The sequence below is a fragment of the Streptomyces sp. CNQ085 genome (genome assembly GCF_022614595.1).
Taxonomy (GTDB): domain Bacteria; phylum Actinomycetota; class Actinomycetes; order Streptomycetales; family Streptomycetaceae; genus Streptomyces.
On the sequence record NZ_JAJFAU010000165.1, the window covers coordinates 7066 to 10664 of the forward strand.

Annotated in this window: 2 protein-coding genes; both read right to left on the reverse strand. The window is 70.5% G+C overall.

Going from position 1 to position 3599, the window contains the following annotated elements; all coding sequences use genetic code 11:
• Positions 1-1435 (reverse strand): fused MFS/spermidine synthase (locus LJ221_RS21175; RefSeq protein WP_241718320.1); only part of this gene is annotated, 1435 nt, incomplete at its 3' end.
• A 397-nt stretch (positions 1436-1832) separates the two neighbouring features.
• Entirely contained in the window at positions 1833-2618 is a 786-nt protein-coding gene (locus LJ221_RS21180; RefSeq protein ID WP_241718321.1) for a BTAD domain-containing putative transcriptional regulator, read from the reverse strand.
• Positions 2619-3599 lie beyond the last annotated feature (981 nt).

Genomic DNA, 3599 nt, shown 5'->3' on the forward strand with positions numbered 1-3599 from the left:
CACCGGTGACGACCTTCCAGCCGGTCCGCCGGGCGTCCAGCTCCTCCTGGATCGCGTGCGGGTCGACCGGCCGGCCGGAGGCCAGCACCACCAGATTGCCGCCGTCGGCGTCGGCGGCCGGACCCAGGCCGATGTCGGCCGGGTCCCCGACGAGGGCGACGTGCCCGAAGACCTCACCGAGGGTGGCGGCCTCGGCGCGCGCGAAGGCCAGATCACCGTGGTCGATGAGGTTGGCGACGTACAGGCCGTCCTCGTCGAGCACCCGCCGCACCTCGGTCAGCGCCTCCACCGTGGTGAGGTGCCAGGGCACGCTGACGCCCCCGAAGGCGTCGCCGACGACGAGGTCGCGGCTGCCGGCGTCCAGCCGCCGCAGACCGAGCCTTCCGTCCTCGACGCGTACGTCGATACCGGTTTCGGAGCCCAGACCGAGCCGGTCGTGGTCGATGCGCACGACCCCGCCGTCGATCTCGGACACGACGCTGCGCGTCCCGGGCCGTGTGGCCGCCAGGTAACGGGGGTAGGTGAGCCCGCCGCCGCCCAGGTGGTGGGCGGCGAGCGGCTCCTCCTCGGGGAAGGCGGCGTCGACCACCGAGGCGATGGCGCGCACGTAGGCGAACTTCAGGTAGGTCGGGTCCTCGGTGTCGACGTAGGAGTGCCGCAGGCCGTCCAGGACGAGTGTGCGGCCGCTGTCCCGGCCGGGGTCGGCGACGATCCGCGCGCAGTGGTACCTGGTCTCCGCGTCGCAGCCGCCGGGCGCGACCGTGGTGGCCAGGCCGCCCGCGACGACCGCGAGCGCCAGGGCGGGGGTGCCGCTCCACCCGCGCGTCCGCCACTCCACCAGTGCCGAGCCGGCCACCAGCAGTGTCCCCAGGCCGATCAGGATGCCGCTGACCGGCAGGCGCGACACGAGGACGAAGCCGGTCAGGACGGTGCCGAGGATGGCGCCGGCGGTGCCGACGCCGGACAGCCGGCCGACGACCGTTCCGGTCTCGGCGAGGCTGGTCAGACGCAGCTTGGTCACGATCGGCGTCACCGCGGAGAGCAGCGCGCCCGGCACCAGGATGGTCAGCGACGCGATCGACAGCAGCGCCGGCGGCGCCCACTCCGCGGTGCCGCGCAGCACGGCGGGGGTGAGCGCCACGACCGCCCCCGACACCCCGAGCGAGGGGCCCAGGAGCCGCCGCGGATCGACCCGGTCGGCGACGCGCCCACCCAGCCAGGAGCCCAGCGCGATCGCGGTGAGGGCGATGCCGATCACCATGGTGCTGGTCTCGAGGGTGAGGCCGAGGTAGGGGGCCAGCAGCCGCAGGGCGACGATCTCGACCACCAGGACCGCGGCCGAGGATCCGAACACGAGCACGGCGGCGGCACGGGAGCCCAGACCGCGGCCGAGGGGCACGCGCTCCGCGACGGGCAGGGAAGACGATTCGGTCACATGCGACATCCTCGCATGCGCCGCACCGGCCGAACGGACAGGGCGGAAGCCCTCGTTCCCCGCCCGCCCGGGGCCCGTCGGCGGCCCTGCGCAGAGGCGGAACACCGGCGCACGCTTGACCGGGACGAGCCACTCACGCATCGAGTGAGACATTCATGTCTCACATGGCCTGTTGTCGAGTCATGGGTTTCGGTCGTGATCATGTGCTGCGCGTCGCCGCCGATCTGCTGCTCCTCGCCTCGGCCGTCGCCTGGTTCCTGCTGCGCGGCCGGAACCCGGCCGGCGAGCCCGTCCACCGGTGAGGGGCGGGACCGTCCCGGGAGGGCGCCGCGGGCGCCGGCCTCCCCGTCATCGCTCCGCGGGGAGGCCGACGCCACGTAGCGGTTGCTCCGGGTCCCTATGCCGGGGCGGCCAACAGGACCTTCTCGTCCTGGCGGAGGATGGCCTGCATGACGCTCGTCATCCTCTCCCCCGGGCTGATCCCGATCTGCTCCCGCAGGATGTCCTTCGCCCGGTGGAAGACCTGGATCGCGTCGGCCTGCCGGCCCTCCGCGTAGTAGGCCCTCATAAGGCTGACGTACAGGTCCTCCCGGTAGGGGTCGCGGTGGACCAGCTCCGACAGCCGTGCGATCGCGTCGCTGTAGTACCCGAGGCCGAAGTCGACCAGGGCGCGCAGTTCGGCTGCCGCCGTTCGCTCGTCCTCCAGCGACTTCGCCCTCAGGCGCAGGCGGCTGGAGGTGACGTCGGCGAAGGCCGAGCCCTTCCACAGGGTCAGCGCGGCGTCGAGCCGCTCGGAAGCCTCCTCGTACCTCCCCTGTTTGTACGATTCGCGAGCGCTGCGTACGGCCTCCCGGAAGGCGAAGAGGTCGACTGATGCCAGAGGTACCCGCAGCTCGTAGCCACGGTCGCTCGAGCCGAGGGCGTCGCGGCCGACTCCTGCCTCCCGCAGCGCGGTACGGATCATCCAGGCCGTGGTCTGCAGTTGTCCCGAGACGGTGACCGGCGGGTCGTCGCCCCAGGAGTCCTCGATAATCGCTTCCTTGGAGATGACCTGACCGGGTCTCAGGGCCAGGGAGGCGAAGAAGCGGCGCTGCCGCTGCCCCCGGATGGGTATCCGAACGGTTTCCTTCAGAAGGGAAACCGACCCCAGGAGCTGGATCGTCACGCCATTCCAAGTACTCATCACGAATCCCCCTCGTGAAATCATGCCTCTACCTGATGGGAGCGGACATGGAATCGACATGTTTCCGTTTCGACGGCTACGTGAACGGGGAGACACCGAACCTCGGGAGGTATGCATGATCTTCCGGACGGAAGAGCGGCACATGCGGTGGGGCGGCTCATCAGCCGGTTTGGCACGTGCTCCCCCTGACGCTTCACAAGATTTTTCCCGCGGCAGCCGGCCGACGGGACAAAGCTGTTTTCATTCTTGCGAAGATTTTTTCACCGGCATCTCGGAGCGGAGCCGACCGCGACTCCCGGCTTCACCGAACCTATTCCACCACCTGTTCCGAGAGTTTCGCCTGCGACGGGTCTCCACGGGGAACCACGGTTTGACAACCTGCTTGATCGCTGCCGCTCTCAACGGCCCCGGTCTGCACGCTCCAGCCCCGGCCGGCCACTCATCCGCGGAAGGTGGCGCCTCATCACAGCGGAGGGTTCGGCGCCCCTTGGTTCTCTCCTTATGTCACCGGCACAGGCCCCGGCGGCCGGCCGAGGTGCTCGCAGCGGGGTCCGGCCGAGTACGGCTCCGGGGCGGCCGCCGACGGACGATCCACCGGGCGCGGTCCCCAGGATCCGGGGCGCTCGGCGATCGCCGAGTGCCCCGGCCGGGAACTCGGCACCCTCGGAGCCCATCGGCCCCGCAGCGAAAGGTTTCCTCACACGCCCCAGGCTAAACACGCGCCCGCCTTCCGGAGAGGCACATTCAAGACAGCGGGATGGCGGGCGGCCGGAAAGAACAGGGGAACCGACCGGCCGGAGTCACCGGCGGGAAGGCGTCCGCAGGAAATGTTTCATCCAGGAGAACGCGCTGACGGGCAGGGCTTGGTCAAGTTCCGGAGTCGTGCGGCTGGGTCGGGCTGTGACCGGTTGGGGTGCATAGCAGAGCAGGCACGGGCTTCGTGATCATTGGGGTGTCGAAGCTCAACGATCATGAGGTGGC